Source organism: Halomonas sp. 3F2F, assembly GCF_014897805.1.
In the GTDB taxonomy this organism is placed as follows: domain Bacteria; phylum Pseudomonadota; class Gammaproteobacteria; order Pseudomonadales; family Halomonadaceae; genus Vreelandella.
Window position 1 is genome coordinate 18189 of sequence record NZ_JABUZE010000004.1, and the last position, 26979, is coordinate 45167.

Annotated in this window: 21 protein-coding genes and 1 tRNA gene; 10 read left to right on the forward strand and 12 right to left on the reverse strand. The window is 53.6% G+C overall.

Going from position 1 to position 26979, the window contains the following annotated elements:
- Positions 1–75: 75 nt before the first annotated feature.
- Together INT21_RS00205 and INT21_RS00210 are read left to right on the forward strand one after the other, a co-directional pair.
- On the forward strand, positions 76–873 hold the full coding sequence (locus INT21_RS00205) for a cytochrome C assembly family protein (protein WP_089039269.1): 798 nt from the start codon (positions 76–78) through the stop codon (positions 871–873).
- A gap of 118 nt (positions 874–991) precedes the next feature.
- Positions 992–2269 (forward strand): HlyC/CorC family transporter, encoded by a 1278-nt coding sequence (locus tag INT21_RS00210; RefSeq protein ID WP_038480964.1) that lies wholly within the window; start codon positions 992–994, stop codon positions 2267–2269.
- 11 nt (positions 2270–2280) lie between these two features.
- Here the strand turns inward: INT21_RS00210 and INT21_RS00215 are convergent, their stop codons facing one another.
- On the reverse strand, positions 2281–2934 hold the full coding sequence (locus INT21_RS00215) for a 1-acyl-sn-glycerol-3-phosphate acyltransferase (protein WP_226912948.1): 654 nt from the start codon (positions 2932–2934) through the stop codon (positions 2281–2283).
- Between the two features lie 14 nt (positions 2935–2948).
- Positions 2949–3563, reverse strand: a complete 615-nt coding sequence (locus tag INT21_RS00220; RefSeq protein ID WP_038480958.1) for a TetR/AcrR family transcriptional regulator — start codon at positions 3561–3563, stop codon at positions 2949–2951.
- A 187-nt stretch (positions 3564–3750) separates the two neighbouring features.
- Here INT21_RS00220 and INT21_RS00225 point away from each other — a divergent pair, with 187 nt between their 5' ends.
- Entirely contained in the window at positions 3751–4428 is a 678-nt protein-coding gene (locus tag INT21_RS00225) for an SOS response-associated peptidase (protein WP_089039271.1), read from the forward strand.
- A gap of 8 nt (positions 4429–4436) precedes the next feature.
- Positions 4437–7283 (forward strand): insulinase family protein, encoded by a 2847-nt coding sequence (locus INT21_RS00230; protein ID WP_193084715.1) that lies wholly within the window; start codon positions 4437–4439, stop codon positions 7281–7283.
- A gap of 51 nt (positions 7284–7334) precedes the next feature.
- On the opposite strand, the gene sbcB is transcribed toward INT21_RS00230, so the two are convergent.
- The 4 genes from sbcB to minC all read right to left on the reverse strand — a co-directional run bounded on the left by sbcB (position 7335) and on the right by minC (position 10965).
- Complete coding sequence (gene sbcB, locus INT21_RS00235; RefSeq protein WP_193084716.1) at positions 7335–8828, reverse strand: exodeoxyribonuclease I; 1494 nt, start codon at positions 8826–8828, stop codon at positions 7335–7337.
- Positions 8829–8991: 163 nt separating this feature from the next.
- A complete protein-coding gene (gene minE / locus INT21_RS00240; RefSeq protein WP_038480946.1) occupies positions 8992–9243 on the reverse strand; it encodes a cell division topological specificity factor MinE in 252 nt (83 codons plus the stop codon).
- Positions 9240–10058, reverse strand: a complete 819-nt coding sequence (minD, locus tag INT21_RS00245; protein ID WP_009724070.1) for a septum site-determining protein MinD — start codon at positions 10056–10058, stop codon at positions 9240–9242. The genes minE and minD overlap by 4 nt, the downstream gene beginning before the upstream one ends.
- 157 nt (positions 10059–10215) lie before the next feature.
- Positions 10216–10965, reverse strand: coding sequence for a septum site-determining protein MinC (gene minC, locus INT21_RS00250; protein ID WP_089039275.1), 750 nt, complete (start codon positions 10963–10965; stop codon positions 10216–10218).
- 185 nt (positions 10966–11150) lie between these two features.
- On the opposite strand from minC, the gene INT21_RS00255 reads away from it, so the two are divergent.
- On the forward strand, positions 11151–13958 hold the full coding sequence (locus tag INT21_RS00255) for a DUF349 domain-containing protein (RefSeq protein WP_193084717.1): 2808 nt from the start codon (positions 11151–11153) through the stop codon (positions 13956–13958).
- Between the two features lie 121 nt (positions 13959–14079).
- Here INT21_RS00255 and phbB read toward each other — a convergent pair whose 3' ends face one another.
- Positions 14080–14826, reverse strand: coding sequence for an acetoacetyl-CoA reductase (gene phbB / locus INT21_RS00260; protein ID WP_193084718.1), 747 nt, complete (start codon positions 14824–14826; stop codon positions 14080–14082).
- Between the two features lie 276 nt (positions 14827–15102).
- Here phbB and INT21_RS00265 point away from each other — a divergent pair.
- Positions 15103–15179: transfer RNA gene (locus INT21_RS00265), tRNA-Met, on the forward strand.
- Positions 15180–15353: 174 nt separating this feature from the next.
- Here the strand turns inward: INT21_RS00265 and INT21_RS00270 are convergent.
- The gene (locus INT21_RS00270; protein ID WP_022520327.1) at positions 15354–15566 is read right to left on the reverse strand and encodes a helix-turn-helix domain-containing protein; all 213 of its coding nucleotides are present in this window, start codon (positions 15564–15566) and stop codon (positions 15354–15356) included.
- A gap of 152 nt (positions 15567–15718) precedes the next feature.
- On the opposite strand from INT21_RS00270, the gene INT21_RS00275 reads away from it, so the two are divergent.
- Genes INT21_RS00275 through INT21_RS00285 form a run of 3 tightly spaced genes read left to right on the forward strand, consistent with a single transcriptional unit; the run spans position 15719 to position 18132 of the window.
- On the forward strand, positions 15719–15958 hold the full coding sequence (locus tag INT21_RS00275) for a hypothetical protein (protein WP_009098524.1): 240 nt from the start codon (positions 15719–15721) through the stop codon (positions 15956–15958).
- The gene (locus tag INT21_RS00280) at positions 15951–17189 is read left to right on the forward strand and encodes a site-specific integrase (protein ID WP_193084719.1); all 1239 of its coding nucleotides are present in this window, start codon (positions 15951–15953) and stop codon (positions 17187–17189) included. The genes INT21_RS00275 and INT21_RS00280 overlap by 8 nt, the downstream gene beginning before the upstream one ends.
- Positions 17176–18132 carry an HD domain-containing protein gene (locus INT21_RS00285; RefSeq protein ID WP_193084720.1) on the forward strand — a complete coding sequence of 319 codons (957 nt, stop codon included), beginning with the start codon at positions 17176–17178 and terminating at the stop codon, positions 18130–18132. Before INT21_RS00280 ends, INT21_RS00285 begins: the two co-directional genes overlap by 14 nt.
- A 101-nt stretch (positions 18133–18233) precedes the next feature.
- Here INT21_RS00285 and INT21_RS00290 read toward each other — a convergent pair whose 3' ends face one another.
- From INT21_RS00290 to hsdR, 4 genes are all read right to left on the reverse strand, one after another.
- Positions 18234–19715, reverse strand: a complete 1482-nt coding sequence (locus INT21_RS00290) for a restriction endonuclease subunit S (RefSeq protein WP_193084721.1) — start codon at positions 19713–19715, stop codon at positions 18234–18236.
- 90 nt (positions 19716–19805) lie between these two features.
- A complete protein-coding gene (locus INT21_RS00295) occupies positions 19806–21332 on the reverse strand; it encodes a class I SAM-dependent DNA methyltransferase (protein ID WP_193084722.1) in 1527 nt (508 codons plus the stop codon).
- Positions 21333–21355: 23 nt separating this feature from the next.
- Positions 21356–22462, reverse strand: coding sequence for a protein adenylyltransferase Fic (fic, locus tag INT21_RS00300; RefSeq protein WP_016915979.1), 1107 nt, complete (start codon positions 22460–22462; stop codon positions 21356–21358).
- A gap of 145 nt (positions 22463–22607) precedes the next feature.
- A complete protein-coding gene (hsdR, locus tag INT21_RS00305) occupies positions 22608–26144 on the reverse strand; it encodes a type I restriction-modification system endonuclease (protein WP_193084723.1) in 3537 nt (1178 codons plus the stop codon).
- A 294-nt stretch (positions 26145–26438) separates the two neighbouring features.
- On the opposite strand from hsdR, the gene INT21_RS00310 reads away from it, so the two are divergent.
- Positions 26439–26975, forward strand: coding sequence for an outer membrane beta-barrel protein (locus tag INT21_RS00310; protein ID WP_193084724.1), 537 nt, complete (start codon positions 26439–26441; stop codon positions 26973–26975).
- The last annotated feature ends 4 nt before the right edge of the window (positions 26976–26979 follow it).

Here is a 26979-nt window from a genome sequence, read left to right on the forward strand (position 1 = left end):
GCACCGCTGACTTTCACAGCGTTGATTCAATGACACTGGATTCAACAACGCGCTGCAAGGCGCACGGATAGCATCATGCAGGCGCTCCCTTTCGCCACGATCGCTTTTATACTCTATGTCGCCGCTGCCATTTGGCAGGGCATGACCTTATTTCGTCGCGTGCCACCACGCCAGGGCATGGTGCGTCTACTTGGTGCGCTTGGGCTTTTACTGCATATCCCAGTGGTCGTGGAGCTTGTTAGCTCAGCCCCAGGGCTACTGCCTGGTTTCACAACCAGCGCAACGCTTCTGATGGCCGTGGCCGTCAACGTTGTACTCGTCGCCAGCCTGTTTAAGCCGGTGCTCAACGCTGGCATCGTGCTATTCCCTCTCGCAGGTATCGCGCTTATTTTTGCCACTTGGTTACCGAGCCAGGGGAGCCAAAGCGGCTTAACGCCCGGCATTTTACTGCATGCCGTCAGCTCTGCGCTGGCGTTTGCCGTCTTGGCAATTGCGGCGATTCAAGCGGTGCTGGTCGGCCTGCAGAACCAAGCACTGCGCCATCACCATATTCGTGGCATTGTGCAATCGCTACCACCGCTCACCACCATGGAAAGAGTGCTGTTTGAACTGGTATGGTCAGGCATTATATTGCTGACACTTTCGATCATCAGCGGACTAATCTTTCTCGACAATATGTTCGCGCAGCATTTGGTGCATAAAACAGTACTTTCGCTGGGAGCGTGGATTATTTTCACCACACTTTTAGTGGGTCGCTATCGTTTTGGCTGGCGTGGCATGCGCGCTGTGCGCTGGACGCTTGGCGGGTGCATACTGCTACTGCTAGCTTACTTTGGCAGCAAGTTTGTCCTGGAAATCTTGCTCCATCGCTAAACATATACTCACCGCATTATCAGCACTGATTTAATTTGGCGTTGATAACAGTGGCCTTGACAGGCCACTTCCATACTTCTAAAAATCGAGCCTAATACGCCATAAAGGAACTTTCGACTTGAGCGACGACTTCCCCCTGGGGTTACTGTTCGGCCTGCTAGCCATTTTGATATTGCTGTCTGCCTTTTTCTCCAGCTCTGAAACAGGCATGATGTCGATAAACCGCTATCGACTAAGCCATCAAGCTAACAGCGGTGATCGCCGCGCAAAGCGTGTCATGCGGTTATTAACGCGTCCCGATCGACTAATTGGCGTTATTTTAATTGGCAATAACTTCGTCAATAACTTAGCCGCCTCAATTGCGACCATCATTGCCATTCACTTCTTTGGCGACGTCTCCGGCCCCGCTATTTCAACGGCGCTACTGACGATTACCATCCTGATTTTTGCCGAAGTCACACCGAAAACCTACGCGGCCATCAAGCCTGAGCGGATCGCTTACCCTACCTCCCTGGGCCTGGAGCCACTGCTCAAACTACTTTACCCACTGGTATGGCTAGTCAACGTCATCTCAAATGGCCTATTACGCCTAATGGGCGTTAAAAGTGTTGAGAACGGCGGCGACAGTTTAACCCGCGATGAACTGCGCACTGTCGTTCACGAAGCAGGCACGCTAATTCCCTACCGACACCGCGCTATGCTGCTGTCGATCCTTGATCTTGAGAATGTCACAGTTAACGACATCATGGTGCCCCGGCACGAAGTTCTTGGCATTGATCTTGACGACACGCTGGAAGATATTCTGACCCAGATCCGCACCAGCCAACATACCCGTTTACCGGTCTATAAAGGCGATATCAACAATATTATTGGCATGCTACATCTACGCAATGCAGCGCGCTTTTTATCGCGTAGCGAAGTCACCAAAGCAGCGATTGTTCAAGAAGCACGGGAGCCGTATTTCATTCCCGAATCCACACCGTTACATACACAGCTACTGAACTTCCAAAAGCAGAAGCGGCGTATTGGTATTGTGGTGGATGAGTATGGCGACGTGGAAGGCTTGGTAACCTTAGAAGATATTCTTGAGGAGATTGTCGGGGAGTTCACCACCGATGTCTCAGAAGATGATGAAATTCATCAGCAAGATGATGGTAGCCATGTCATTGAGGGCACTGCCAATATTCGTGAAATTAACAAAATGCTTGGCTGGCAACTGCCCACTGACGGCCCCAAAACCCTGAATGGCTTAATTCTTGAGCACCTGGAAGCGTTTCCGGAAGGGCCTGCCTGCTTGCAGATTGGTAATACGCGGATGGAAATTTTAGAAATCCGTGACAACCTGATCACTTCAGCACGCTGCTGGCAAAAGCTGCGCCTTGCACGCCGAACGTAGCGACTGACCGTCTAACCAATTTGGCGGTGGGTGATTTCGCTATCACCCGCTGCCTTCAGCGCCCTCACACGAGCCTCTAAATAGCGGCGCAAGGCAATATCCTCTACCTCATGAACCAATACCGGCGGCCCGAAGTGTAAACTGACCGGCGCACGAAAACGTGACGGCCATTTTTTAAGTGCCTTACCACCGTAGTGTGATGTCCAAGACCCCCACAACCCCGCCAAGCCAGCCGGAATGACGGGCACATTATCGCGTGCAAGAATGGTTTCGAGCCCGCGCCTAAAGGCGTGGATATCGCCATCTGGGGTGATACGCCCTTCAGGAAACACCATTACGACATCACCTTCGCGAAGCGCGTGGCTCACCTCATCCAGCGTTCGACGCAATGCACCAGGGCTATGCCGCTCTGATTCAATCGGAATCGCGCCCACAAGCTGGAACCACCACTTTAGCCAGCGAGATTCAAAGATGGGCTGATCCATCACAAACCGCAGCGGCCTGGGGCTACCGCCGCCTAACACCAACGCATCCATAAAGCTGACGTGGTTACAGACTACCAGGGCAGCGCCGCGCTTAGGTACGTTCTCTTGGCCATGTACAGAGAACCGATAACACACACGCATAACAACATAAATGGCGCGACGCAACGCGCAACGCACCATTTTCAACCACCACGTCACGTCGCCGCCTCCCGGTGGCGCAGGCCAGCCAGCACCGTGCTCATTAGCTGATCCAGCAGCTCATCCACCTTCAACTGCTGACCTTGCCAATAGCCTAAGCGCTCGTTTAATCCAAGCTGCACCAAGCCGTGCACGCTCCCCCAGAGGGTGCGCCCAAGGCGTCGCGCTTCAAGATCATCCAATGCTGGCTGATACCGTTTCAACGAGGTTTCCACCTGCGTGAACAGCGCTTCAATAAGATCGCTCTGGCGCTGATCCAGCTCGCCTTCTTGGGCCAGTGGATAATCAAATAGCAGTTGCCAGCGGTAGCAGCCTTGCTCAGCGAAGCGCCAATAAGCGAGCGCTAGCGAGCGCAGCCATGGCTCAGGATCATCTTCTGCCAGGCTAGTAATGGTATGCTGTAAGCGTGCCAACGTTTCAACGTTGACGTGCTGCAATAAGTTATTAAAGCTGCCATATAATTTAAGCAGCGTACTTGGCGCGCAGCCCACTTCTCTGGCCAGGGCACGCAGTGACAAACCATGGACTGGCTGCTTAGCCAACCACTCATCACAAGCGTGCATGACCTGCGCGTGGAGGGCATCGGGCGCATGCTGTCTAGGACGGGCCATGGCGATCTCTTAAGGTCAACGGCAAACAGGAAGAATGCCTCATCGCGCTTTAGCGTGAGCAAGGGATACGCTAGGATACCTTACATCGAACACTGTTTTCGACACTAAAACACGACATTTAACCTATTGTTGCGTTACCCCGCCATTTTGCACTCTCACGAGCCCCATTTCGCATAAGGAGACAGGCATGACGGGACGCCTTCACGTGCAGCGCCTCACGCTATCACGCCTTGTGCCCTCGCTGACTGATACTGAACCACTTATCGAATCGCCTAACTTAGCGCCCCGACAGCCTGTATCAGCAATACGACTTGAGCAGGGACGTTTGCGACTTCAGCCATTATTTTGGGGGCTAACGCCTCCTTGGCTGAAAGTACTCGACCACGCGCCCCATTGCGCTAGAGCAGAAACGCTTAACCAACGCGCCATGTTTAACGAGGCGTTTAGCGCCCGCCGCTGTGTCATTCCAGTCAGCGGATTTTATATCTGGAAGATACAAGCACACAGCAAGCAACCCTATTTAGTGACCCACGTTAACCGAGGGCCACTGTTACTGGGTGCTTTATGGTGCCGTTACCACACAACGCTCACCGCATTTACTGACTCGACGGCGCTAATCAGCGTACCTGCCAACGCCTGCCTTTCTTCACTGACTGACCGATTACCTGTCGTTATCCCTCCAGAAGCGTTAACGCGCTGGCTGGACCCGACGACCGACCTTGAAGCACTCAATGCGCTATTAATGCCTGCGCCATTGGAACTGTTGGGCGCTTTTCCGGTATCAAAACATGTTAATAATCCTGCCTATCAGTCATCATCCTGCGCCCACCCGGTAGGGCCGATGCTGCGCTGGGCTGTGCCATAGGAACCGTAATGTTACGATCTCATGAACCTCTGCCTAACCGTGACGCTGTACGGCAGGCCGTCATCGGCGTCGTGATTGGCGTCGCTTGGTGCACGCCTTTTTTCGCCTTCGCTCAAGACACCCCAGTGAAGGACGCCATCACGCCTATTGTCAGCCCATTTGACGAACGCGATTACCGCGTACTGACGCTGGAAAATGGCCTTCAAGCGCTGCTTGTTAGTGACCCAGAGGCCGATAAAGCCGCCGCCTCCATGAACGTTCGCGTAGGCAGCGCTCAAGACCCTGACGACCTGCAGGGGCTAGCCCACTTTTTAGAGCATATGCTGTTTTTAGGCACTGAACCGTACCCTCAGTCTGATGCCTATCAGCGCTACATTTCTGATAATGCGGGCTCCCACAATGCGTTTACTGCCCAACAAGACACCAACTATTTTTTTGATGTTGAGCCTTCGGCCTTGCCAGGCGCACTGGACCGCTTTAGCGAGTTTTTCCTTTCGCCGCTATTTAACGCCGACCATTTAGAAAGCGAGCGGAATATTGTCCACTCTGAGTACATGGCACGCATTCGTGATGAATCCCGCCGTGAAAACGATGTATTGAATCAGCTACTAAATCCTAGCAATCCCACGACGGGCTTTGCAGTAGGCAGCCGTGACACCCTTGCCAACCCAGCCGAGGGTGAAGCCACTCTCCGCGAGCGAGTGATTGATTTTTATCATCGCTACTACGATGCCAACGTCATGAATTTGGCCATTGTTGCCCCCCAGCCACTCGATACTCTTGAGGCATTAGTTGTCGAACGCTTTGCAAGTCTTCCCGACAATGACCTAAGCGTCCCCACCATTGACACGCCGCTGGTCGATTCAGACACGCTGCCCCGCTACATTGAGCGCCAGTCGCTACAGGATCGCCGCCAACTACGCTTCTATTTTCCGATTCCCGATCCTACCGATGAATACCGTACCAAGCCGACTCAGCTAATTTCTCACCTACTGGGCGATGAAGGCGACGGCAGCTTACTGGCAGCGCTACGCAAAGCGGGCCTTGCAGATGCACTTTCGGCGGGCGTGGGACGAGGTGACGGCAATGAGGCGCTCTTTGCGATCTCGATTAGCTTAACGCCAGCCGGGGCACAGCGACTGGACGATATTGAGGCCACACTATTTGCTGCCATTGAGCAGATACGCGAGGAAGGATTAGCCGAGTGGCGCTACGAGGAACAAAAAAACCTGAATGAACAAGCGTTCCGTTTTCAGCAGCATGGCGCACCACAGCAGGAAGCCACCCGCTTAGCCATGAGCCTTTCTCGTTATCCGGTGGATGATGTGCAGTATGCGCCTTACCGGATGGATGGCATGGATAGTGAGCGTCAGCAGCTGTATCTCGATGCACTGACCCCAGACAACATGCTGCGTTTCTACTCTGCGCCAGACGTAGAAAGCGATACCGTCTCGCCTTGGTTCAACACCCAATGGAAAGAGCAACCACCAACTCAGCCAGGGCAGGCGCTAGGAGGCCTAGCGTTACCGGAACCCAACCCCTTTATCGCCAATGACCTTACTCTCAAGACGGGACAAGATGAGCGCCCTGAAGTGTTGATTGATGCGCCTTCGTTTACCGCATGGCACATGCAAGATAGCCGCTTCAATACGCCAAGCGTTGAGTGGCGGGTAAGCCTCCAGCACCCCAGCGCCAGCTATTCAGCTGAAGAAGCGGTACTCACACGTCTCTTAGCGAGTTGGCTAAATGACAGCCTAAACGAGTCGTTATATCCAGCCTGGCTGGCTGGTCAATCGTTCAGCGCTTACGCTCACGGACGTGGTATGACGCTGTCATTTTCAGGCTGGCGCGATGGACAAACGCCACTGATAGAGCAGGCGATTAAGCAGCTTAAGCATGCCGACATTTCTCCCAGCGCTTTTGAGCGTGTGCGCTATCAACTCCAGCGCGAGTGGCGCAATGCTCCCCAAGCATCGCTCTATGGCCAGGCAGGCCGGGCACTGGGCGAAGCACTACTGACCCCCCAATGGTCAGCGACTGAATTACTTGATGCCAGTCAGCGGTTAGAGCGCCACCACTTAGAAAACTTCCGCAAACGGTTTTTAGACGCGCTTTACATCGATGCAATGGCCGTTGGCAATTTGGATAAAGAGCTGGCTCGTGAGCAGGCCAATGTAATACGCGGCGCGTTATCACCACGTCTCACTCGTGAGGATATCCCTGCGCTTGAAGCACTACAGGTGAGCAATCAGCCTGAGGTGCTTCATCCACACAGCACCCGCGAAGAGTCCCTTGTGCTGCGTTATTTACAGGGTCGCGACACGTCCACTGAAGAGCAGGCGCGCCTCAGCGTATTGGCGCAATGGCTGGATACGCCCTTTTATCAGCAACTACGTACCGAGGAGCAGCTTGGCTATATTGTTAATGCGGGCTATTCCCCGCTGTTAGAGGCGCCGGGGATTGCCTTGGTAGTTCAGTCGCCGGATGTTGAGAGCAGCATGATCGCCGAGCGCATGGACGCCTTTATGGCGGCAGCGGGCGAGCGCCTGAATACGTTAACCGAGGAAGCGTTAGCACCGCATCGTCAGGCCGTTCATTCTCGCTTGACCCAGCGAGACACGAGCCTACAGGGCATGGCAAACCGCTACTGGCAAGCCACAGCACTGGAGGACGTGCACTTTGACCGCCGTGAACAACTCGCCAAACTAGCGCTGGATGTTAGCGTACAAGAACTGCAGGCACTGTGGCCGACGCTTCAATCACACCAGTTAGATATTCGCTACAACCCTGGCGACTCACCCAGTGATATCGCCCCCTACCGAGCAGCACGCGTGCCGTTTACCGACGCACGCTGAATGCTAATTAGCGAAACGAATTAGCTTAACGTTTTAGCTAAACTCACCAGCTCAGGCATCAAACGCCTGAGCTGGCATCATTGACTCAACGTACATCACCAACTCCTCTAACACTTGGCGCTCGCGATCCGATAGGGTCTGCTGGTTATAAAGCTCTATCTCTCGCGCAAAGGCTTTCAGCGTAAAACCCGACAAGGCCGGATCATTGATACGCATCCAGCGAAACGCATCCCACTGCTCGCGCTCTTCGCCCTCCAGCGTGTCTGGATAACTACGCGCGCGGTAGCGAAACAACATTTCCTCCAGACGAGGATCTTGAAAGGCAAAGCGCTGACCGACTAAGTCCCAGGGATCCATTGCCAGTGCTCGCTCCATTTGCTGGCGATCAGCCGCAGAGAAAAAGCTGCCGGAATAGAGCATTAAGTCAGGGTCTTGAGGCACATCTTCGTAGGCTGCGTTAAATACCTCAGCTACTTTTTGCGCCACGCCGCTGGCCTCTCGCAGCGTTTTCCAATGGCCGCGACAGGCATCAATATCAATCGTTAACCGCTCAATGATCGCGCCATATTCGCCTTTGTGGGGGCCATCCACATCCTTTAACACCGTCGCTGGAAAGATGACTGGACAGCGATTAATGTGGATCACTTTCAGCGGTATACGCACTTCCCCCTCGGAAAGATCCTGCTGGCTGACGAACACACGCTCTCTGATTTGCTCGGCACTCATGGTCAGCAAATCACTAGGATCAACGCTTAAATCGTAAACAATAACGCCATTAGGGTTCGTCGGATGCTCGGCCAGTGGCATGACCAATGCACTACAGCCACGGCTGGCAGGATAACGACGAGAGATATGCAAAAGCGGTTTAGCGCTGGGCAAGTCTAACTGCTTGGCCACTGCACGCTTGCCACGCATGCCCAGTAAATAGTCGAATAATTTTGGGTTTTGGGCTTTTAACAACCGTGCCAGCGCAATGGTGGCACGTACATCAGCTACCGCGTCATGAGCACCTTCATGGGCAATGCCATTGGCCGCCGTTAAGTGTTCAAGTTTGAAGCTAGGCGCACCATCTTCTCGCTGCGGCCACTCAATGCCGTCGGGGCGCAAGGCGTAAAACGCGCGCACCACATCAATCAAGTCCCAACGGGAATTGCCGTTTTGCCATTCGCGGGAATAAGGGTCAAGCAGGTTGCGATAAAACAAGTGGCGGGAGATTTCATCATCAAAGCGAAGGCTGTTATAGCCCACCACGCAAGTGCCTGGCTCACTCATAAAGCCTTGGACTTGGCGGGCAAACTCCCCCTCAGGCAAGCCTTTCCGCTGCGCTTTTTGCGGTGTAATACCGGTAATTAGGCAAGCCGCAGGGTGAGGCAGGTAGTCATCAGCAGGTTTGCAGTAGAGCTCTATCGGCTCACCGATTTCATTAAGCTCGGCGTCAGTGCGTAATGCGGCAAACTGAGCTGGCCGATCGCGACGCGGATCAGCACCAAATGTCTCATAGTCATGCCAGAGAAAACTGGCAGGGGCAGCATTAGGTGGCGCCATTGATGAAATCTCCTTGAGCGTAGCTTCCCGCCCACAAGCCAACGAGCCACTTGCCGAAGCGGGTACAAAAGCCCAAGCCTAGCATAACCGCAACGCCTCTCGCCGCCCCTCTTAGCGAATAGCCATGCTTAACGACTGGCTATGCTGCTTCCATATGGAAACGTCAACCTTTCGGCAGCGTAACGTTGAGCTCCAACACTGAGCAATTGTCTTCGCTATCAAGCGAAATTTGAATGGCATCATCATCGACCTGTACATAACGACGAATGACTTCCAACAGCTCGCGCTCGAGCAGCGGCATATAATCTGGCTGACCGCGCTGGCCGCGCTGATGCGCCACGATAATTTGCAAACGCTCCTTAGCCACCGAGGCGGATTTCTTGCGCTCACGCTTCAAGAACTCCAGCAATTTCATCGCCGACCACCCCCGAACATACGGTTCAACAATCCCTTACGCTGTACTTCATGAAAGCGCAGAGGCATATCTTCACCTAATAGGCGCGATACAGTATCTGAATACGCCTGACCTGCATCGCTCGCCGCATCGTGAGTAACGGGAACACCCTGGTTCGATGCACGTAATACCGCTTCGGACTCAGGGATTAAGCCAAGCAGATCGATAGACAAAATTTCACGAATATCATCAAGGGTCAGCATGTCCCCAGACGTTACGCGAGAAGGGTTATAGCGCGTAATCAGCAGATGCTCTTTAACAGGGTCTAAGCTTTGTTCAGCGCGCCGCGTCTTGGAACCAAGCAATCCCAAAATGCGGTCAGAGTCACGCACTGAGGAAACTTCAGGATTCGTGACAACAATCGCTTCGTCAGCGAAGTACATAGCGAGTTGAGCCCCTCTCTCGATTCCTGCGGGGGAGTCACACAAGATAAAATCAAAATCTTGTTTGAGCTGCTCAAGGATTCGCTCTACGCCTTCCTGCGTTAGTGCATCTTTATCACGCGTTTGAGAGGCTGGAAGAATAAATAAGTTTTCAACGCGTTTATCGCGAATCAGCGCTTGGTTAAGCCCTGCTTCCCCTTGGATAACGTTTACCAAGTCATAAACAACGCGGCGCTCACAGCCCATGATCAGGTCGAGGTTACGTAGACCAACATCGAAATCAATGACGACTGTTTTTTTACCGCGCAGGGCAAGCCCTGTTGAAATAGCGGCAGCGCTAGTGGTCTTACCAACCCCCCCTTTACCGGAGGTCACTACAATAATTTTGGCCAAGAGTTACTTCCTTCTTGAAGTCGTTCATCGCGAGCGCGTTTAAAGGGTCGCACTGCGCATAACGGGAACATCAATGTCAACAACATGACATACTGTAACGTATAGCGCTTGCGACGTCGCTAGGCATTAAGCACCAACACACGCTCATGCGTTTGAATTAACCCAGCGGCTTAATTTCCAGCTGCTCTTTAGCGAAATGCACCTCTGTGGCACGGCCAAGCAACTGTGAATCAATATCTTCTAACCGTTTGTAATTGCCTGCCACAGAAAGAAGCTCTGCTTCTAATTCTCGACAGTAAATACCCGCCTGGGTATTGCCATGAATACCCGCCAAGGCACGTCCGCGAAGCGCTCCGTAGACGTGGATACTACCAGCCGCCAGGACTTCAGCGCCCGCATTTACTGCCCCAATCACCACTAGATCGCCTTCTGATGCGCTTACCTGCTGGCCAGAGCGCACCGTACCGCGAAATAAGCGCGTTGCTACCGCAACCACTTCCTGGTCGGCAGCTTCCACCTCGTCTATGGCGTCATCAGAGGTAGCAGTAGTATCAACGCTCTCTAATAGCCTAGACCGCCCTTCTTCAACAGGGGCAAACCAGCCTAGCCCTAATGCCCAGGCGGATTGACGTACTGGCTCAGCTCCGCCACGTACGGCTACCGGTAGTAATTTATGATCGCGACATACCGCGCAAATGCGCTCAAGCGCCAAGTGAGGTTCATCGAGTTTTTCCACGCTCAGCACAACCGGTGTATGCTGAAAGAACGCGGGGGATTGCGACAACTTGCCAGCTAGCTGACTTCGTATGTGTTCCGGGTCAGCACTGCTCAATTCCATGACGGTCATTGGCAGCATGCCACCTTTAAAGGTGAAGGCAATGTCGGCACTGTTGGCGTTGAGGCTCATGGCCGAACTCCATGTCATGTTCAGGTAAGATAAAGGTAGCGCAATCTCGCGCTGGGTGTTGTGAAGAAGTATTAATCATCACAGCGCCTACAGCAAAGCTAAGCGACAGCGCCGATGACTGCAACTATCTGTCATCGGTAGTTGATTTTTTTTTCACGCTACGCACCTCATCTGCAGGATGATCCATGCACGGACTGTTAAGACGCCTGTTCGCTCCTCGGTGGCAGCACCCTGATCCCGAGGTGCGTCTCAAGGCACTCGACCAGCTTGACCCTCAACAACCAGAACAGCAACAAGCGCTAAAGCAATTAGCACAGGATAACGAGAGTAACATCCAGCTTGCTGCTCTACTGGCCCTTGATGACTTAGCGGAGCTTGTCAATGCGCTTCCAGAGCATCGTCAAGACGAGGCTTGGTTTAACGCAGCTTGCCAGCGCTTATGTGGCTCACAGGGCCATACCGACCTGCAAAAGCGGCAGGCTATCGTGTCAGAGCTATCGGAGCCTCGGTTGCTCAACGCCATTGCACTTCAGGGAGATAATCTTAACCTGAGGCTCACTGCATTAGAGCAATTAACCGTTGAAAGCGACCTCGTCCACCAAGCCTGCCATAACGGCGTGGCAGCGGTGCGTCATCAAGCGGCTCAACGAATTGAAAGTGAAGAGAGCCTCAAAAAACTATTAAAAGAAGCGCGTCGTGACCGCCAGGTCATTCGTCTGGCGCGAGAAAAGCTCACCCAACTGCGCAATGATGCTGAGTGGCTAGCGGATCAGCAAGCCCAGCGTGAGCATCTGCTTAAACAGTTAGAACAGCACGCCGGGGCTCCCTGGGAGCCGCTGTATGGTGGTCGTTTCCGTCATTTGGAGCGTGAGTGGCAAAGCCTTTCCCACCCGCCCAGCGTGACGCAAGAGCAGCGTTTTCATCAGGCAGCGCTTAGCTGCCGAAAAACACTGCATCATCATGAAACGCAAGAACAAGCGCGTCAGCAGAGCATTGCTCATCGCGAAGAGATTGAACGAACTCGCGATCAACTGCTTGAAGGCCTTGAAGAAACGTTAGAGGGCCTGGCACATGCAGAGCAGCTAACAGTTCAGGATATCGATAGCCTACGGGCCCAACGCCAACTACTCGGCCAGCGCTGGCAATCTCTGTCAGATCAGCACCCGCCTGGTGAGAACGTTCAACAACGCTATAGCCAAGCACTGAAACGCTATGAAGTATGCATGGAAGCATGGCAGCGCTGGCAAGCCATCAGCGCAGATATAGAAACGGCCATTGCCAACCAAGATAACGTGGCCATTGCCAAGTACGTTAAGCAGTGCGCTTGGCCTAAGCACATAACGCCTCCCGAGCTACTCAAGCATGCACAAGCGTTAAAAGATGCTGACGTTTCTACCAAACCCACCCCTACCGCGTCACTTAACGCGCTTAGCGCCGACGTGGATAACTTTGAACACTTGTTAGAGCGTGGTGCCTTTAAAAGTGCCAGCCGCCTCTATCAACGCCTCAAGCCCTCCATCGACGAACTGATAGGGGAAGAAGCCAAGCCGCTAAAAGCACGCGTGAAACAGTTAGGCGCACGGTTAGCAGAACTACGCGATTGGCGCGGTTTTGTGGCCGGCCCTAAACGCGAGCAACTCTGCGCTAGCATCGAAGCGCTGGCTGACGATCAACACATGGCAGACGTTGCTCTAGATCGCCATCATCGCCAGTTGGTAAAAGAGTGGAAATCGCTCGGCGATGCCGCTGCCAACCGCGAACAGTCGGCACGCTTTCGCGCGGCTTCTGATCGCATCCACGAGCGTTTGGCTCCCTGGCGAGAACAGCTTAATCAAGAGCGTGACGCCAACCTTAAAGGCCGTGAAGCACTCTGCGAACAACTTGAAACGTTACTTGATCAGCCAGCAGAGGATGCCGATCCCGATGTATTGCGCGAGATCCGTGATAAAGCCCGCCACCAGTGGCGTCACTACTCTCCGGTTCCTCGAGATCAATCAGAAACCGTTGGCCGTCGTTTTGGGGCTATCCGTCATCGCCTTCAGGCGCTTATTGACCAGCGAGCGGAGCAGATCGCTAGTCAAAAGCGCCTGCTTATCGAACAAGCGAAAAGCTTACAGGATGACCACGAGTCACCCTTAGCCGCCCGCATAGCGAGCACAAAGCAGCTACAGCAGCAGTGGCGCGCGCTGGGTCGTGCTCCAAAAGGTGAAGAACAAGCCCTATGGAAAGCCTTTCGTCATACCTGCGATCAGCTCTTTGCTCAGCGTGACGCTCACAAGCATGAGCAGGCAACTCGCCAACAACAGAAGCTCGATCAGCTGCAAATATTAATTGACGAAATGGATAGCTGGCAGCCGACGCAAGCCAAAGAGTCCACCACCCTTGAGTCCTACCTCGAAAGCATTAGCCAGCTTGAGCCGTTGCCGCGTAATCGGCGTAGTGACGGCATGCAGAAACGCCTTAGCGGCATTGTAAGAGCTAAGCGTGAGCGCTTAAGCCGCCTGGAAATTGCGCATACAGTGCAGCAGTGGCACAGCGCCTTACCGCTGGTAAATGCGCATATCGCCGCAGACCAACAAGCGCTAGCAGGCGAAGAGCCACAAGCAATTGATGCGAAAGAGGTATTGAGTGGGGAGCTGCCTGCTATTTTTATGGAGGCTCATCAGCAGCGCAACCATGCGCGACTAACCACTTCCACTCCCCTCTCTGCCGAAAAGCTTGCTGAGCTAGAAGATGGGCTGGCTCGCCTGAGAGTGCATTTGTCTTTGCTAGCGTTGGGTAGCGTCAAGCAGCGTGATGAACCTCTCCGCCTGGCGATTCAAGTAGAACGGCTAAATGAAGGGATCAATAACGAGCGTAGTCGACCAGATGAGATCAGCGGCATATTAGCAGCACTCATGGCACTTGGCCCCATGCCTAACCAATTGTGGCGCAAGGAAGCAGAAGAGTTTGACAATCTTTTTAGTCGCCTAGCGCGAGTACCTCACCCTTAAGCCCTTTATATAAGTACGTTACACAAGTACTTCTCACACCCCAGCAATGGCAACGGGAGGCGAATAGCCTCCCGTTTACACTTTACCGTTATTGAATAAATCAGCTAATCGCGTTGGGCGATTAGCCCATAAACTGACCGCCGTTAATATCAATATTGGCGCCAGTAATAAAGCCTGACTCTTTATCTGCCAAGAACGTTACCAAGCGACCGATCTCCTCCGGGGTACCGTACCGCTTCACTGGAATGGTTTCACGAATGGCTTCACGCACCGGCTCGGGAATTTTCATGATCATATCGGTGGCAATGTAGCCGGGCGACACGGTATTCACCGTAATACCTTTGGTTGCCGTTTCTTGCGCCAGCGACATGGTCAACCCATGCATACCTGCTTTGGCAGCCGCATAGTTCACTTGCCCAAATTGGCCTTTACGGCCATTGATAGAAGAAATATTGATGATGCGACCGTAGCCCTGCTCCAGCATCATTTCAATAACGCTGCGGCACGTGTTGAAGACGCTATTAAGGTTGGTATCGATCACTTGATACCACTGCTCATAGGACATCTTCTTCATGGTGCCATCGCGAGTGATGCCAGCACAGTTAACTAACACGCTGATAGGCCCATATTTTTCTTGGATTTCGCGAGCACCTTCTAGGCAGGCATTGTGGTCGGAAAGATCGACACCCGATAACGCGATGTTGTCGTAACCAGCGGCTTGCTGGGTTTCCAGCCAGGTTTTGGCTTTCTCAGGATTGTGATATCCCGCGACTACGAAATAACCCGCATCCGCCAATGAATGGCAAATTGACGTTCCGATTCCACCAGTTCCACCTGTTACCCAGGCGACGGGGGCTTGATTGGTCATTGACTACCTCCCTGATATGACAAACGGCTTGGACGCTAAGCATTATGGTGATGTCGCAAGCCATTCTTAATAAGCGCCGTAGCGCCTCAGCATTCACAGCACGTCGTATTGTTAGTTGGACGACATACCGACAGTAAGCTTTTTGTTATCCCTATTGGAAGCATAGCTTTACTCTTCCAATGTTGCAGCACGATGAAGGTCGTGCCTAACAATATAAGCGTTTTATGCAGGGGGTTGACTTCACGCTAAAAATGCGTAGAATACGCCACACGTTGATGCGGGGTGGAGCAGTCTGGTAGCTCGTCGGGCTCATAACCCGAAGGTCATCGGTTCAAATCCGGTCCCCGCTACCAATATTTTGAAAGGCAGATCAGTTACTTACTGATCTGCCTTTTTTGTGTTTGTTTGTTAGCTAACTTCCTGTGACACATCTGTGACGTATATGTGACACATTGGCTTTTTTCTCTTCCTCAGCAATTTTTTCCTACGACCTTCAGGCAACACGCTGCCTCATCTCTTTGCGCTTCTTATCTCTCCCTGTCGTCATCAAATTCGAGCAAATCCCCTACCCCGCAGTTGAATAACTTGCATAGCTTATCCAACGCGTCTAACTCAATGCGCTGAGCTGTTTCTTTGTAAAGCAGCGTGATGGTATTGCGGTTCAAACCCGTTTCACGCGCCACATCAACGATCTTCATTTTGTGCTCACCCATCAAGCGCGCAAGATGACAACGAACCATCAAAAACCTCCTTAAAACATTTTTTGTCATCCAGAATGGCAAAAAAATCTTGCAAATGGCTTTTTGCTGTCTAAAATGTCACTCAGGATGACATTCTGATATTTGGAATGCCTTTTAGTCACGCAGAATACCACCCCTCATGGAGGTTTTCGATGGAAGCATCATATACCTACCTAACGACCGAAGAGCTTGCTCAGCGCATTAAGTACGACTGCCGCACCATCCGCCAGCAATTAAAAGATAGCGTTCTTATTGAGGGCACCCACTACATCAAACCATTTGGCCGCCGCAAAATTTTGTTCCTTTGGGAAGCCGTTGAAAAAGAAATGCTGAAGGCGACCCATAAAAACCTATCCATTCCGATGGCCAACGGAGGCTTTAGTCATGGGTAAAGTCCGCCAACGTAAAGAGACGGGTAAGCTCTACCTAGACTTTTTTTATCAAGGCTTGCGGCTGCGTGAACAAACCGCGCTGAAAGACACACCTGCCAACCGAAAAAAAGTAGAGCAACTGCTTGCAAAGATAGAAGCCAAAATCCTGCTAGATGACTTCGATTATGCCGAGTTTTTTCCTGGCAGCAAAAACTTAAAAAAACTAGCGCCTACGCAGGCTACTCTCAACTCTACAGTGGCTACGCAAACCACTGAGAGCATATCGCAGCAGGTAGAAACACCCCTTTTCAATGACTTTGCTGAGCAGTGGTTTGAGGAGAGCAAGATCCAGTGGCGTGCTTCCCACGTGCGCAATGTGCGCTCGATCTTGGATAGCTCGCTGAAGCCCGCATTCGGTAAAAAGCCCATTGGTGATATCACCAAGGCCGACATCATGGGGTTTCGCGCCAAGCTGGCCAAGCGCAAAGGGCGTGGCAGCACGGGGCTCGTATCGCCAAAGACTATCAACAGCCATATGACCATTCTTCGCATGGTGCTGGATGAAGCTGCCGAGCGATTCGATTTCGAGACGCCTTACAAAAACATCAAACCGTTAAAGCTACAGAAGACGCACATCGAGCCCTTCTCGCTCCATGAAGTCCACCGCATCATCGATAACGTGCGCCCCGACTATCGCAACTACTACACGGTGCGCTTTTTTACCGGTATGCGTACCGGTGAGATAGATGGATTGAAGTGGAAAAATGTCGATTTCGCTAAACGAGAAATCTTGGTGCGCGAGACATTGATAAATGGCGAAACGGAATACACCAAGACTGATGGCTCCCAGCGTGAAATCCCCATGTTTGGACAGGTGTATGACGCCTTAAAAACGCAGTACGCCGCGACTGGGCGTATGAGCCAGTACGTGTTCTGCAATCAACTGGGGCAGCCGCTTGATCACAATAACGTGACGAAACGCGTGTGGTATCCCCTACTACGGTCACTGGGGCTTACCAAACGCCGCCCGTACCAAACGCGCCATACGGCCGCAACGCTGTTTCTAGCCTCGGGTGAGAACCCAGAGTGGGTAGCGCGCATGTTAGGCCACAGTTCAACCGAGATGCTGTTTAAGGTCTATTCGCGCTATGTGCCTAATGCCACGCGTATGGACGGCTCAGCCTTCGAGCGTTTATTAGGCAATACCACATCCACCAAGCCCGAGAAGGAGCACCGCCATGAAACGGCCTAATCAACAAGCTCCAGCACACCTGTCTCGCACTTTTACGGGCACTTATCGCCTTACGGGGCGCGTGGTGGAGTTCGACAATGCAAAAACGCCTTTTCTAAAACTTCGGCTAAGCGACTGCGAAGGTGATCGTATCGCAATGCTGAATTTGGCCAAGACACACGTACCTGAGCGCATTGGCCATTTGGATTTTGTTACTGCATCAGGAGTAAAGTGCTTATCAGGCCAATTCCTACTTGATGAGTTCCGCAAGGCGACCCGTGAGGAAGTCCACTTACTGGACACGCTACAATCGCTACCACGTGTGTACGCTCCCGCACCAGCGGTGTTCGATCAATTAGTGAAGACCGTACAGTCTCTGCAATCGGAGCACTTACGCAGTTTTTTAACACGGGTATTGGAACGTAAGGACCGTATCGAGACGTTTCTGAATGCACCCGCCAGCGTGACCTACCACCACGCCTATGCAGGTGGGTTGCTAGAGCATTCGCTGAACGTCGCGAATAATGCTGTTGCCATGCTGCGCTTAAATGAGCCAGCTATGCCGCGCCTGATGCAGGAAACGTGCTTTGTAGCGGGGCTGTTGCACGATATTGGTAAGACGTATACCTACGACTCGAAAGGCAAGCCTAACGCGGCGTGGAAGCTCTGTAGCCACGATGCGTTTACCCTTGAAGCCTGTGCATACGGTCTTGCCTACTTAGATCAACATGAGCTCGATATCGCGATGACCTTACGTCATATTTGGACATGTGCCTCACCGGGTGCACGCTACGGCCAGCCAGCTGCCATGACACTGGCCCGTTATATCCGTGATGCGGATGGGCAAAGCGCCATGACAGATAACCAACAGCGAGCGTTTCGTAGCAAAAGCCAGTGGGGCTTTAGCCGGATTGGGCAAAACGTTTTCTGGCGGCCAGAGACGCCTATGTTGCAGGCACAATAGCGCTAGAGAGTAGAAGCATTAGCCTGCCGCCGACGCTAACGCGTGGCGGCTTTTTTTATGCTTACTTCGTCTGTCTTACAAACCTTAGGCGTGTCTACTGCTCATGCGGTGGTTCTCTTTTGACGGGTTTTCTTCGCTGGCTTCATCGCCGCCCGCTCTACCTTGATCCGCTCCATCAACGCCTGCGCACTGTTTTCCCCACTGATCAGCTCTGGGTTGTCCTTGCGCCACTGCTCGGTGAGTTCGCCCCGGAAGGCTTTAGCCAGGATGGACTGGGCGAGGTTATTGACGCGGGCCAGGGCGTTCTTGACCTGTTGTTCGATGCAGTCGGCGTGGGCGAAGAGTTGGTCTACTCGGTGGACGATTTCATTGAGCTCATTTTCTGGAGGCAGTCCGATTGGTAAAGAGTTCAAAGCCGCTTGTGTGAGCTTTGCGCGCCCTGTTGTTCCAGAAAGCCAAGGAATGACGTTGTAATGCATCAAGCTATAGCATAGATAGTCGTTGGCCAACCTTGTAGGGGCTTGCAGGATGTGCGCGTGGTTATTGACCCAGCATTTTCCAGAGTAACGATAAGCAATGGGCTTTTCTCTACCATAAAAGGTTTCGTCCTCCGTGACGAGGACAAAATCTCCGTCAAAAATGTATTCATCGACTTTATCGACTTCCCCGTTAGCACCGAAGTATGGGTACAGGCCTTTAGCTGTTGCCCGATCATCTTTTTTTACTGGAATCCTCATGTGATCCAAGCATTCAGCAAGCTGTGAAACACTCACTAGCTTCCAGCTGTCGGGAATATCTGGTGGTGGCGCTGTATCAAGGTCAGGATTGGATGGCTTTTTGAATTTCCTGAATTTTTTGATTTTTCCACTTTGCAGTAGTTTGTCTTGTGCTTCCTCAAACCTCTCGTAACGAGTCTTTTCCCAACGAGAAAGCAGCTGACCTGTATTCTCCAATGGCGAATGGATGCGACGCCACTCCTCCGTCAACCGCCCACTCACCGCCGCAGCCAGCGCGGACTGACGGAAGCGTTTGAGAATTTGCGGGATGCGTTCGAGGCGGGCTTTGGTGTTTTCCACCTGGGCCAGCAGGGTGTCGAGTTTGTCAGCGATGACTTTTTGTTCGGTGAGGGGGGGTAACGGGAACTCAAAGTTCTGAACATCCGATGACTTCGCCGCAGGGTAAAGTGCACCCTGAACGACACCGCTGATTTGATCGACAAACTCTTTTGAGCGGACTAGCGTGAAGATATAGCGACTATCAACCAGCACGGGCTTTATGACTTCAAACCCAGTCGACGCGATTTGATTGTGATATTTCTGGTCGACCAAGGCTACAGCATTGAGGTTTGGCCTAGTAAGAGAAACCAGAACATTGCCGCTTTCAATAACTTTCCTCGCCCTGCTGGGTGCGTTGCCACCAGCAATCACTTGAGGGTCGGAAATCTTTTTTAGGCTCCTATCGATACTGCCTATGTCCACATAGGTGAAGCGTTCATCGACGGCTGGTTTCCGCTGCAGGCCCTTGATTGAGATATCTGAGATTTTGGCTCGTATCCAGCCATTGGGGATATTGTGCTCTGACATTACTCTTCCCCGCCCATCACTTCCCGCAAAAGCACTTTCGCTCCATCAGCCTCTTCCTCAGCCCCCAACTCCCGCATCAACGCATCCAGCTCACCCAAATTCCCCCATCGCCTCACCCGCCAACACACTCGGCTCCGGCAGATTGGCGGCATCCACACTGTCACTGTCCTTTAGCCAGGAAATATCCAGCGAGTCGCCCTTGTGCTCGGCAATCCACTGGCGGCTGAAGCTGCGCCAGCGGCTGTGAATCATGCGCTCATCAACTCCTTGGTTTTCGTCGGTGGCTTTAGTGGCTTCCGGCAGTTCGATCTTGTCGGAATGAAAGCTCCATTCTCCCTCTTGTCGATCGCTTTGGTCGTTGGCGCTATCACCAAAGACTGCCTCGAAGGGCTTCAAGTGCTGCTCGCCAAACGGCGTGCGTTTACCGAAGCTGGGCATGTTGGTGCGCAGGTCGTAGACCCAGACATTCTCGGTGCAGTTCTCTTCCTGGTACTTGTCCGCCGCGCTGCCTTTGGTAAAGAACAGCACGTTGGTTTTCACGCCCTGGGCGTAGAAGATGCCCGTGGGCAGGCGCAGGATGGTGTGCAGGTTGCACTTGTTCATCAGGTCCCGGCGCACGTCGGTGCCGACGCCGGCTTCGAACAGTACGTTGTCCGGCAGTACCACGGCGGCACGGCCACCGGGTTTGAGGTTGCGGTAGATGTGCTGCAAAAAAGCCAGCTGTTTGTTGCTGGTCTTAAACGTGAGGTCGTCCCGGGTGATGCTGGCGTCGCCGCCTTTGCTAGTGCCAAAGGGTGGGTTGGCGAGGATGATGTCGGCCTTTTCAAGCCCGGCGCCGGTTTGGCCCAGGGCGTTGCCCAGGTGCACCACGCCTTCGGCATCCCCTTCCATGCCGTGCAGCAGGCAGTTCATCAGCGCTAGGCGGCGGGTACCGGGCACCAGTTCGATACCCACACAAGCCTGGGTGGTCTGGAAGGCTTTCTGCTCGGCGGTCAGGTCGTACAGGTCGTCGGTCTGGCTTTTGATGTATTCATGGGCGGCTATCAGAAAGCCCGCCGTGCCCGCTGAGGGGTCCTGGATGCGTTCGCCGGGCTGCGGCTTCAGGCAGTTCACCATGGTGTTGATCAGGGCGCGGGGCGTGAAGTACTGGCCAGCGCCGGATTTGGTTTCGTTGGCGTTCTTTTCCAGCAGGCCTTCATACAGGTCGCCCAGGCCATCCTGCTGGGCGCTGAACCAGTCGATCTGATCCAACGTTTTGATCATCTGCTCCAGATGGCGCGGCTCCCGCAGGCGGGTCTGGGCATCGGCGTAGATGGCGCTAATCAGCGGGTCGTCGTGCACCAGGGTGCCGTCGCCGTCTTTACCAGTGGACAGGCTGAGCAGGATGCGTTTGTAGTCGTTCAGCAGGTTGATGCCGGATTTGCCGTTCAGGTCGGTCCAGCGGCAACCTTCCGGCAGCGGATGCTTTTTCAGGGTGCCCGCTTCGGTGTTCTCATGCACCATTTTGATAAACAGCAGCAGCACCAGCTCGGTGACGTAGTCCGAGTAGTTGATGCCGTCGTCTCGCAGCACGTCGCAGAGGTTCCAGAGTTTCTGGACGATGTCGTTGTTGGTCATGTGTGTTCTCAAGGTTGCTGAATTCAGTGGTAAGGCTGAAGCTCGTTGCTATCGCTGGTCATCAGGCGTAGCAGGCGCGGATTGAGGAACAGCTTTTCGTTGCCTGCTGTTTTCTCCTGCAGTACGCCAATCTCGACCAGCTGTTTCAGGTAACTGGATGCTGTCTGCCGTTTGGCGATGTCTTTTTCTACCAGGTTGCTGATGCGGCAATAGGGCTGCTCAAAAATGGTCTGGACCAGTTCGTGGCTGTAGATCTTGGGCAGCGCTTGTCTGACATGGTCTTCAGTTTCAGTAATGAGCTTTCTCATGGCGGCGATCTTGGCGCAGGTCCAGGACGATACCTGCTCCACGCCGTTAAGCATAAAGATAATCCACTCCTGCCACTCACCGGTGCGGGTAACCTGGGTCAGTAGGCGGTAGTAATCGTTTTTGTGCTGAACTATGTAGCGGCTCAGGTAGAGTATGGGCAGGGTGAGTAGCCGCTGTTCGATCAGGTAAAGCACATTGACGATACGGCCTGTTCGTCCATTGCCGTCGTGGAACGGATGAATGGCTTCGAACTGGTAATGGCTGATGGCCATTTTGATCAGTGGGTCCGTGTCGTCGTCTGCATGCAGATAGTTTTCCCAGTTGGTGAGCAGGTTGCGAATAACCGCTTCACCAACCGGTGGGGTGTAGATGGTTTCACCGGTTGCCTGATTGCCAATGATGGTCCCGGGCACCTTACGTACATCCATATCCACGCCTTTCAGCGTGCTGCACACCTCTATAGCGGTGCTCGCGCACAGTGGTTTGCGCTGAAGATGGACGAAGCCCTCATAAAGGGCTGTGCGATATCGGAGCGCTTCTTTGGTGGCCGGATCGGCCCCCTGATCTTCCTGCGAAAACTGAAACAGTTTGTCGGTGGTGGTGACGATGTTCTCGATCTCGGAACTGTCTTTGGCTTCCAGCAGTGGCAGAAGGTTTATCAGCAGTGATTGATTCGGAATCAGTTCACCTGCCTGTTTAAGCTCAGCCAGAGCGGCCCGGGCGGGAATGCAGGCTTTGAGGATGCCCAGAGTCTCGGTCACTTCTTTGGCAGGCGGAAGCGGCGGTAACTGGTTGTAAGGCTGATCCGGTCGCCAGGCCATGTTTAAATTCCTTAAAAATTTCGACAAAGGTGTGTGTTTTGCGCAGTCTATGTTTATGCGGTAAACATCGCAATGATCTGTGTCGAAAAAATACTGAAAAATCGACACAGGTTAAACCTATGTCGATTCCATAAACATGGCATTCTCAAGCACTCCGCTCCGGCCACATCGCCTCATTCAATTCCTCAAGCACGGTATCCAGCTGCTCTCCCAGCACCTTATTCATCTGCCTGGCCCCGCCATCGTCGGCAAACCGGTGGTTCACAAACTCCCGGTCGATGATCACTTCGTGCACTAGTTGCTTGGCCAGCCGTTCCAGCCATTTGCGCTGGTTCGGGGTCCAGTTGTGCTCGGTGTAGATGCGGTCCATGGCTTCCGCTACCCGCTGTTCGAACGGAATCAGCGGCTCGCCCAGGGCGGCGCGGCGGATGTAGCCGATGATGCTGGCGGCGATGTCATTGTTGGTCTGGTTGCGCACGGCGCTTTGCAGGCGGGCTTCGGAGTAACCGTGGTTGTCCAGCAGCAGTTTTACTTCCCTTAGCTGTTCCCGGGTAAGGTCCCGGGGTTTGTTGACCACTACGGCCAGGGCGGCAGACTGGTTGAGCTGCTGTTTGATGAACTCATTGAAGCTGTCCAGGTAGTCTTCTGGTCTATCATGCACTCCATAGCTCTGAAATCGCTCGCGGATTTCGTCTTCGTGGTCGGAAATCAGCGGCATGGTGTCACTACCCACCAGGGATTTCACCTCGGCTAGCTGGTTCAGCAGTCCGCTATGCTGTTTGATAAATGCCGAGGCCTGCCGGGGGCCAAGCTCGCGCAGGTGGGCGTGCAGAGATTTGGGTTCCACGCCCCAGCTTTGGTGCAGTTCGTCCAGCTTCTGTTTCAGTTCCGGGCGGTTTTCGGCTTTGTTGTCAGCTTTGCGCAGTACCCGCATGAGTTTCTGGCTGAGCTGGCTCAGCACCACGTCGGCCTGGCTTTCGTCCGGTAACTCGCCAGGGCTGTTGAGGGCCTTTTCCAGCTGCTCGTCGTCGGTGAGTTCGCTTACCAGTTGTTCCAGGGTGATGTTGGGGTCTTTCACCAGGGGCTTCATGGTGTTCACATCTTGCAGCGCGGCATAGATGTCTACCGGGTCGTAGATGCGGAACACGGTTTTGCCGATCTCGTCGCAGCGGCGGGTGGCGCGGCCGATCATCTGTTCGTAAAGAATGCGTGAGCGTATCCGGCGCATGAATACCAGGTTGCATATGCGCGGCACGTCGATGCCGGTGGTCAGCAGGTCTACGGTGATGGCGATGTTGGGGTAGCGCTCGTTCTTGTAGCGGCGGATGAGCTGGTCCACCTTGTCGCTCTGGCCGGTGATCTTGGCCACGGCGGCTTCGTTGTAGCGGCCGTTGTAGAGATCCTTGAAGGCATCATCCAGCAGTCGCTTGACCATATCCGCGTGCAGGTCAGTGGCACAGAAGATCATGGTTTTCTCGTCACCGAACGGGTCCAGCTCCTGTACCAGCTGTTCGCAGATCACCCGGTTGAAGTTCTCGTTGATCACGCGGCGATTGAAGGCATCCACCTCGAAACTGAGTTCGTCTTCCAGCTCGGTGGTGTCCACTTCGCCGGTCTGGGTGTTGATGACTTCGACCGGTTTGCCCTTCTCGAAGGTAATGCCGTTTTGGGTGAGCAGGGTCTCAAAGCGGATTGGCGGTTCGTGGTCGATCAGCCAGTCATCGGCCACGGCTTCCCGATAGGAGTAGGTATAGACGGGCTTACCGAAAATCTCGCTGGTGTGTTTTGCCGGAGTAGCGGTCAGGCCGATTTTCACCGCATCGAAGTAATCCAATACCCTGCGGTAGCTGGACAAGTACTGGCTGGTGTCCCGCAGGGCCAATTCGCCTTCGGTCATTTCCTGGTCCAGGGTGTAACCCCGGTGGGCTTCGTCGATGATGATGCAGTCGAACTGGTCGATGGGCGGTGGGTTGTCGCTCATAAAGATGCGTTTCACCATGGCCTGCACCGTGGCCACCTGAATGCGGGTTTCCGCTTCGGCCGCCATGTCGCCCAGTTCAGCGACGTTGTAGATCTTGCTGAGGGTGTGGTTCTGTTCTAACGGCGCTTCGTTGAAGGCATCGGTGGCTTGCTGGCCTAGCGCGGTGCGGTCCACCAGGAATAGGATGCGGTTGAAGCGTTCGACTTTCAGAAAGCGGTACATCAACCCGATGATGGTGCGGGTTTTACCGGTGCCGGTGGCCATGGCCAGCAGCGCGGTGCGCACGCCACGTGCCAGGGCGTTTTCGGTGGCGATGATGGCGTTCTGTTGGTATTCCCGCAGTTTCAGGTAGCCGAAGGGTTCTTCCTTTAACAGTTTTTCGGCGCTTTCCTTGTCCCGTTCCAGCAAATCCAGCAGGCCGCCGGGGGTGTGGAACTGCGGCAGTGCCCGGCGCAGGTTGCTGGGCTCGCGCACATCCCGAAACCAAGTGCCAGACTGTTCCGCCAGCTGCGGTACATAAGGGCGACCGTTGCAGGAATACACAAAAGGCACGTGGTAGTGGCCGCTCTCGTCAGCGGGCCAGGCGATGGTGCGGCCTATCTGCTCCCAGGCGCCGACTAACGGTGCCTCTACCTTAAAGCCCTGGCTGTAACGTTCGGCCTGGCTGATTTTACCAGCGACGTTAGTGTTCTCTTTCTTGGCTTCCACCACCGCAACCGGGGTTAACCCTACGAACAGTACGTAATCCGCCCAGCCCTTCTCTCCGTTATGGTGGGTGGGCCATTCGGCGATGGCGCGGCAGTGACCCTTTTCAGGGCGTGCGCCTTTCCGGAAGGTAATCTCCTGGCTATCTGCTTCCCAGCCAGCTTCCTGCAATTGCTGGTCGATCAGGATACGGGTGAGTTCTTCGCTCAGCACCAGCGTATCGGTGGCCGCCTTGGTCTTTTTGGCAACTTGCTGGCGCTGCTGGTTGACGGTTTGTTCGCCCTGCTGAGTAAGCTGTTGTTGCAGTGCTTTGATCTTTTGCTCGTAGGCCTGTTGCTGTTGGCTTAAGGCCTGCTCGTGCTGGCGGGCTTGTTCAGCTAAAGCGCGGGACTCTTCATCCATGGCCACGGCCAGCGCTTCATATTCGGCTTTCTCCTGCTCGACCAGCTGGCTGAGTTGCTGGCTGCTATCCAGCGCCATGTTGGCGTGTTGTAGGTCGTGGCGGAGTTTTTCGATGTCACCCTGAAGCTGGCGCAATTGCGCGCTGGGGTCGGCGAGCGGCACAAAGGGGCCGGGGCTGAAACTGGCACCGGCTTTACCAAAGGAGCGGTGAAACCAGATGGCCAAAGCCCGCGCCACTTTCAGGCCGTCCATCGCTTCTTTATGTTGGGTGCGGAACTGGTGAGTGGCTTTGTTGCCCTCGATACGCAGAATATGGAACAGCTCTTTTATCTGCGGCTCCAGACGCAATTCACGGTTCAGGCGGTAAAGAAGCTCCGACTGGCTGGTTTGTTCGTCACATTCGATACCGGAGAGCGCAGCCAGATGCTGAGCAAGCGCTTCGCCCAACTGGCGGAGTTTGATAAGGGTAGTGTTAGGGTCGCTGGAGAAAGCCCCTTCAGCAGCGGATGCCAACTGCACAAAAAGCGCGTCATGCTCGGCTAAGAAACGAAAATTTGTTGATATTTGGTCGCTGACTCGCACAAACGGCTCCATGTCATCTGCATTTAGCACTTACTAAGGAAGATTCAGCCTTCAGCATTATGTTGTTAATCAATGGACTTTATCAGGGTGGCGCGAAATGACCACCCATAACGCAGCTAAATATACAGAATACTTAATTCATCAGCAGTGCTGCAGGGACAAACCAACCCATAGTTAATGGCGTCACCAAAACATCGTTAGCAACCTGAAAGAGTCGCCCTGCCCGATACGCTATTCCAGCGTTGTACAAGTTGACATGCAGTTCTATGCTTCTTTTGGGGTTACTACATAGGGCAGGGGCAGGCCATGAACAAAAAGAAAATTATGGGCGCACTTTTATTGACGCTGGGTATGACAGGCGATGCCCTCGCAGAGAGTGGCTTCTATGGTGGGGCGAGCATCGGTCAGTCAACCATCGATGCCTGTGGCGGTGTCACCAATTGCGACGACACAGATACCAGCTGGAAAATCTTCGGCGGCTGGGAGTTGAATTCGAACATCGTCTTCGAGGCTGCCTGGGTAGATTTTGGTGAGGTCAGTGGGTCTGTAGACGGTTCGGCAGTTAGCGCCGAAGCGGACGGCTGGACGATTGCTGCGAAAGGCATTTTGCCGCTCAACGAGCAGTTCGGCGTGTTCGGCAAACTTGGTGTGATCATGTGGGATATTAAAGGGGGCGGTGCTGCTGCCGGTATTAACGACGATGGTACCGACCTGATGTATGGCCTCGGGGCTCACTACATGTTCACTGACCAGCTCGGCATTGTGGGTGAGTGGGAGTGGTATGATATTGACAATGATAATGACATTGATCTGTTTTCCATCGGGGCAATGTACAAGTTCTAGTCTG